The organism is Salinicola sp. V024 (assembly GCF_052645315.1).
In genome coordinates this window covers 111,622-118,611 of sequence record NZ_JBQXYB010000013.1, presented here as the reverse complement: position 1 = coordinate 118,611, position 6,990 = coordinate 111,622, and the positions used below count along the sequence as shown (strand labels likewise).

The following is a 6,990-nucleotide window of genomic DNA, read 5'->3' as shown; positions in this document are numbered from 1 at the left end:
GAACACAAGGCCTCGCCAGACGTTGGACTGGCGAACCCCACTGGAAGTCTACGCCGAGGTGCTCAAGAAATCCGTCGGCGGACCGAGCACCCTTCAATAGCGTTGCACTTGGAACTTGAGACCGCCGACTCTGGCGTGGAGTGGTTGGGTGAAGTGCCGGTGCATTGGGAGGTAACACGCCTAAAATTTATTTCTCGCATCGTCGACTGCAAGAATCGAACACCAACTTATTACGATGATGGGACATTCTTGGTTGTAAGAACATCGAATGTGAAAAAGCAGCGTCTTAGCGTTGTTGGTGCGTTTTACACAAATGAAGAAGATTTTAGGGTCTGGACGCAGAGAGGTATTCCGCCTGAAGGATCAATCTTGTTCACCCGTGAAGCTCCCGCAGGAGAGGTCTGCTTGGTACCCGAGGACGTACCTCTATGCTTGGGCCAAAGAATGATGAACATCATTCCAAGTGACAACAAGATCACTCGTTTTATTTTCGATTTTTTAACTTCTGACTGCTTTTCTCGCTATATAGACAGCGTGTCGCATGGCAGCACCGTTTCTCATCTTCGGGTTGAACAGGTCTACGATATTCCGATAGCTGTACCACCTTCTAATGAGCAAGAAATGATTGATATTAAGGTTTCAGTCCTTAAAAGCCAATTTAGCGAATTAATTGATGAAGCCGAAAATACCATAGGGATTTTGTTTGAACGTCGCTGTGCTTTAATTTCCGCCGCCGTTACCGGCAAGATCGATGTCCGCCACTGGCAGCCCGAGCAATCGATCGAACAACCGGAGCTACCAATGGTCGCCGAAGCGCACGCCACCTATAGCTGAACTCGGATAGCCGAATCCCAATAACAAGGAATGATGATGACGCAGGGCCGCAGTATTCGACTCTTTCTGGTGGATGGTACGCCCAATGGTTTGCTGACTGCCGAGATCATGAACTGGACCGGCCACGTTCTGACCGGGCCACGCACCAAATTGAGTGAGCTGGTTCAGCGCCCGGAGTGCGGGCGTACCGGTATCTATTTTCTGGTCGGGCCGGATCCGGACAACAGCCTGCGACCGCTGGTTTACATCGGCGAAAGCGACGATGTCAGCACGCGGCTCAAACAACACAACCGCCCGGAAGTGGCCGGGCCGGGTGGCGGCAAGGATTTCTGGGAACGGGTCTGTCTGATCACCAGTAAGGACCAGAACCTGACCAAGGCCCACGTCAAATATCTGGAGAGCCTGCTGATCAAGAACGCGGGCAACGTCGGCCGTTGCAAGTTGATCAACGGCACTGCCCATGAGTACATCAACCTGCCCGAGTCCGATCGCGCCGATATGGCATTCTTCGCTGAGCAGATCCGTACCGTGCTGCCGGTGTTGGGGTTCGACATTCTCCGAAATACTGCAAAGTCCTCTAGCCAGAAGCAAAAGGAGTGGCTGTCCACGCAGCCAGAATTCGAATCACCAGGAGCAGAAACCCCACGATTGAAAATGGAAGTGAGAAGACATGGCATCGTTGCATTCGCTCAAGAGCTTGATGGTGAATTCGTCGTTCTCGAAGGTTCTCTGGCCAGGAGTGAATGGATAGATCCCCGCAACAACTATCGCCATCTCTACAGCCAGCTTTGCGATGAAGGTGTCATGACGGACGATGGGAACGGTTTCAAGAAGTTCAGCCGTGACTATGGGTTCACGAGCCCGAATGCCGCTGCTGCCGTCGTTGCAGGTCGCGGAGCCAACGGCCGCGTAGACTGGAAAGTTGAGGCTACCGGGCAGTCCTACGCCGATTGGCAGGATCAGCAGGTAAGTGCTGCGGCGACAGAAACGGGATCCAAATCGACTCTGGACTGATTTTCAGTGTCACCTACGGCAGCCGATTACGGCTTTCAGTTTACCCATAGGTTAATAAACGGCCCTAGATGCCGCTTTCATGTTTTAAGACAAACCATACTGGTTTACCTTGAGGTAATGAATCGCCGGTTAAGGCCGCTTTTAGGTATGAAAATAAACCATCTCTGGCAGCAGATCCCGCATGGCGCCATCGTGACGACGGCGTGGCTTGCCGCGCATGGCGTCAGCTCGGATCAGGCGCGCAAGCTTGCCAGTAGCGGTTGGTTACAGCGCGTGGGGCACGGTGCCTACTGCCGTGCCGGTGATCCTCTCTCCTGGGAGAGCGCGGTCTTCGCGCTGCAGTCGAGCGGCGAGTCGGAATTCCCTTGCTTCTGGCCGGGCGGCCAGACGGCGCTGGCACTGAAGGGGTTTTCGCACTATCTACCGCTAGGGAACGGGGCGATGCATCTGTTTGGCGCAACCGCGACTCGGCTCCCCGGCTGGCTGAAAAACGCCGACTGGACGGGGCGAATCGCGTTTCACACCGATGGCAGCCTGCCTCCGTCGCTTGTCGGCAGCTTCGAGCGGGTCGAGCCGTCGGGCAAAGCGTTCGCTCTGACGATCTCGACGCCCGAGCGGGCTATCCTGGAGTGGGTTGCTGTGACGCCGAACGCGCTATTGTTCAGCAGCGAGCTGGTGGATACGTTCGATGGACTCAACACGCTGCGTCCACGACGCTTGCAGACCCTGCTGGAAGGATGTCGCTCGGTGCGAACCAAGCGCGCGTTTCTGGTGTTGGCGCGTCACGCAGGCCATGCCTGGTATCGGCGGCTGGATTTGGATCGGCTGGATCTCGGCCATGGCAAGCGTCAGCTCTGCCTGGGCGGCAAACTGGATAGGGAGTTCCAGGTGACCGTGCCGGAGGCGTTCGTTGATGCCCATTGAGCCGAGGTACCACGAACAGGTGCGGTTATTGGTCTCGTTGCTGCCGTTTCTGAATGACGAGCCGTGCTTCGCGCTCAAGGGCGGTACGGCTATCAATCTGTTCGTTCAGCCGTTGCCAAGACTCTCCGTCGATATCGATCTCGCCTATCTGCCGCTGGAGCCTCGCGAGGAAGCGCTGCCCCGCTGCCGCCACGCGCTTCAGCGTCTGGCTCGGGCGATCAGTGATCGAGTTCCGGGCGCGAGGGCCGATCTTCAGGACAACCGTCGGGACGAGCTTCGAGTCTTAGTGCGCCGGGGTCAGAGCCAGGTCAAGATCGAAGTATCTCCCGTACTGCGCGGAACCGTACACCCGCCCGAAGAGCGCGATGTTGTCGAGGCCGTGGAAGACGAGTACGGCTTTGCCACCGTGCGGGTGGTTTCGCTACCTGACTTGTACGGCGGTAAGCTCTGTGCGGCGCTGGATCGTCAGCATCCCCGGGATCTCTTCGATGTGAAGCAACTGCTCGACCAGAACGGTCTGGATCGGAGCATCTTCGAGGGTTTTCTGGTTTATCTGCTCGGTCATCCGCGCCCCTTGAACGAGGTGCTGAATCCGCGGCTGCAGCCGCTGGATGCCATCTACCACCAAGAGTTTGCCGGTATGGCGCGAACCGAGGTTCCACTGGCGGAACTGGAGGCGGCTCGTAGGGCATTACTGGCCCGGTTGGGGGAGCTGATCACCGATGACGACGTTCGCTTTCTGCTGTCGTTCAAGCAGGGAAAGCCAGACTGGTCGCTTCTATCGATCTACGGTGTCGATCAGCTACCGGCGGTGCGCTGGAAGCTTGCCAATATCCAGCGGATGAGCGAGGAAAAGCACCGGCGCTCTCTTGAGTCACTGGAGCAGGCATTGAGCGGTCTTCAGTGACAGTCTCATCCATGAGCTCTATATCCTGGCTTCCTTCTTAACCTTTTGAAACGCTAGTCTGTTACGAAACGAACGCAGCTAACGATCACGCCGAGCGCAGGGGATGACATGGCGGACAGCAGAGAAGCCCATTTTCAGCGGGACATCATCGACGCCATGGTGGCTGGTGGTTGGAAAACCGGCGGCGCCGGGAGCTATGACCGCCATACGGCGCTCTATACCGAGGATCTGCTTGGCTACGTGCAGGAAGCCTGGCCAGAGCGCTGGGAGAAGTTCTGCCAGAACAATCCGCAGGCATCCGAGACCGTATTCGTGCGGAAGGTCGTGCGGGAACTGGAGCAGGCCGGCACGCTCGACGTTCTGCGTCATGGCTTCAAGGTGCCAGGCGTCAAATTCGACCTATGCAGCTTTCAGCCCGATCACGGCATGAATCCGGATTCGCTGGCCCGATACCGCGCCAACCGTTTGCGCGTGGTGCCGGAAGTTTCCTATTCCCCTAACGCTCGAGACAAAGACGCTGGACAAGGCTATGACCCGCGCCTGGATCTGGTGCTGTTCGTCAATGGCATTCCCACGGCGACGCTGGAATTGAAGAGCCAGTTCAAGCAGACGGTCGAGAATGCCAAGCGCCAGTACCGTCAGGATCGCCCGCTCAAGGATCCGGTCACCCGTAAGGCGGAGCCACTGCTGGCATTCAAACGTGGTGCCCTGGTCCATTTCGCCGTCAGTCAGGCCGAGGTGGCGATGACCACCAAGCTGGCCGGCAAGGACACCTTCTTTCTGCCGTTCAATCGCGGCACGGAAGCGGGCGGCGCCGGCAATCCACAGCCAGATGATGATCAGACTTACGCCACCGCTTACCTATGGGAGCAGGTCTTCGCGCCGGACGCCTGGTTGAAGATTCTCGGTCGTTTTCTGCATCTCGAGCAGAAGACGACTGAAGACTTCCATGGTCGTCGCAGTACGAAAGAGACACTGATCTTCCCGCGTTACCATCAATGGGACGTGGTCAATCGGTTGATTCATTCCACGTTGGCGGAGGGCGCCGGGCAGCGCTATCTGGTGCAGCACAGCGCCGGGTCCGGCAAGTCGAATTCCATTGCCTGGACGGCTCACCAGCTGGCCAGCCTTTATGCAGACGATGGCCGGAAACTGTTCAACTCGGTGATCGTGATCACTGACCGTACGGTGCTCGACAGCCAGCTTCAGGAAACCATTTATCAATTCGAGCATGCCCATGGCGTGGTCTGCCCGATCACCCGTGAGGTCGGCAACCAGAGCAAGTCGGAACAACTTGCCGAAGCGCTTGCCAGCAACACGCGAATCATCATCGTCACGATCCAGACCTTCCCGGCGCTCTTCGATGCTCTGGAAAAACGCCCCAGGCTGGCCGAGGGCCGTTATGCGGTGATCGCCGACGAGGCTCATTCCTCGCAGACCGGCAGCTCGGCCAGCAAGCTCAAGGCATTGCTGGCCGCCGCCGGCGAATCGATGGATGGGGACGATAACGGCGAGCTGGAAGAGCGCGAGGGCAACGGCGAGCTGGAAATAACCGCCGAGGCCATGCTCGATGCTGCCGTCGCTTCGCGCCGGCCCAATGAGTGCATCAGCTACTACGCCTTTACTGCGACGCCCAAGGGCAAGACACTCGAGCTGTTCGGGCACAGACCGGAGCCGGACTTGCCAGCCAGCATCGAGAACAAGCCTCAGCCGTTCCATCTCTACTCCATGCGCCAAGCTATCGAGGAGGGCTTCATTCTCGATGTCCTCCGGAACTACGTGACATACAGCACGGCGTGGAAGCTCGCCCATCCCGATGGTCAGGAGCAGGAGGTGGATTCCAAAAAGGCGTCACGGACGCTCGCGAAGTGGGTTCGCCTGCACCCCTACAACATTGCGCAGCGAGTCGAAGTGATCGTCGAGCATTATCGTAAGAACGTGCATCACTTACTCGATAAGCAGGCCAAGGCGATGGTGGTCACGTCGAGTCGGCAGGAGGCGGTGCGCTATCAACTGGCGATGCGTGAGTACATCCAGGAGAAGCGTTACGACGACGTTCATCCGATGGTGGCGTTCTCCGGCAGCGTGCCGCCGGACGAGGCGATCCCCGAAGAGGTGACGGAGACCAGTCAACGGCTCAATCCGGGGCTCAATGGACGTGACATGCGCGAGGCATTCGATACCGAAGACTATAACGTGATGATCGCGGCCAACAAGTTCCAGACCGGCTTCGATCAGCCCAAGCTATGCGCCATGTACGTGGACAAGAAGCTCCAGGGCGTGGACTGCGTGCAGACCCTCTCGCGGCTCAACCGCCTTTTCCCCGGCAAAGAAACTTTCGTTCTCGATTTCTATAACGACGAACAGGATATTCTCGACGCCTTCGCGACCTACTATCGCAAAGCCGAGCTGGCCGATGTCTCCGATCCGCAGGTGGTCTACGACCTCCAGCGCACTCTGGATGCCAGTGGTATCTATCAGTGGCCGGAGGTGGAAGCCTTCGCCAGGGCGTTTTTCGATCCCAAGGCGTCTGCCTCCAGTCTCAGCTACCACTGCCGGCCGGCGCAGGAACGCTTCAAACAGCGTTATCGGCTGGCTCTGGATCAGTTTCAGGCTTGGAACGAGGCTCACCAGACCGCCGAGCGCAATGGCGACGATAAGGGCCTGAAACGTGCCGAGCAGGAGCTCAAGGACGCCGGTACCACCCGCGACGAACTCGAATTGTTCCGCAAGAACCTGAACAGCTTCGTGCGCAGCTACGAATTCCTCAGCCAGATCGTTCATTTCGACGACGCCGAGCTCGAGCAGCTCTGTGTCTTCGCGCGTGGACTTTATCCGCTACTGAGAACTGACCGTTTGCTGGAAGAAGAAGGCGTCGACGTCAGCGAGCTGGAGTTGACGCATTACCGCTTTACCAAGCGCGAAGAGAAACGTCTGCGGCTGGAAGAGGCCGAGGGCGACTACGGGCTAACCCCGGTCAGCGCGGTGGGCTCCGGCAAACCCCACGATCCTGAAAAGCAGCGCCTGGCCGAGATCATCGACCGGCTCAATGATCTCTACGGTGCCGAGGTCAGTGATGATGACAAGCTGCATTTTGCCAACGGCATCGCTGATCGTATCGAGCGTGACGAGGCGGTGATGGCCCAGGTAAAAACTCACAGTCAGGATCAGGTGATGCACGGGTTGTTTCCCAAGCGCATTACCGATGCCGTGCTCGACGCCATGAACGATCACGAGAAGCTCAGCATGCCGCTGCTAGAGAATGAACAGGCAGGCAATTTGCATTGCTCATTTTGAAGTTGTTGGCGAGT

5 protein-coding genes are annotated in these 6,990 nt (G+C 57.8%); all 5 read left to right on the top strand.

Translation table 11 applies throughout. From position 1 onward, the window contains the following. Positions 1-108: 108 nt before the first annotated feature. Positions 109-834, top strand: a complete 726-nt coding sequence (locus ACUN9V_RS16590; RefSeq protein ID WP_445512207.1) for a restriction endonuclease subunit S — start codon at positions 109-111, stop codon at positions 832-834. Between the two features lie 36 nt (positions 835-870). Continuing rightward, positions 871-1,848 (top strand): DUF4357 domain-containing protein, encoded by a 978-nt coding sequence (locus ACUN9V_RS16585; protein WP_445512206.1) that lies wholly within the window; start codon positions 871-873, stop codon positions 1,846-1,848. Positions 1,849-1,995: 147 nt separating this feature from the next. Continuing rightward, positions 1,996-2,772, top strand: coding sequence for a type IV toxin-antitoxin system AbiEi family antitoxin domain-containing protein (locus ACUN9V_RS16580; protein WP_445512205.1), 777 nt, complete (start codon positions 1,996-1,998; stop codon positions 2,770-2,772). Then, on the top strand, positions 2,762-3,679 hold the full coding sequence (locus ACUN9V_RS16575; protein ID WP_445512204.1) for a nucleotidyl transferase AbiEii/AbiGii toxin family protein: 918 nt from the start codon (positions 2,762-2,764) through the stop codon (positions 3,677-3,679). The genes ACUN9V_RS16580 and ACUN9V_RS16575 overlap by 11 nt, the downstream gene beginning before the upstream one ends. A 108-nt stretch (positions 3,680-3,787) precedes the next feature. Further along, positions 3,788-6,976 (top strand): type I restriction endonuclease subunit R, encoded by a 3,189-nt coding sequence (locus ACUN9V_RS16570; RefSeq protein ID WP_445512203.1) that lies wholly within the window; start codon positions 3,788-3,790, stop codon positions 6,974-6,976. The last annotated feature ends 14 nt before the right edge of the window (positions 6,977-6,990 follow it).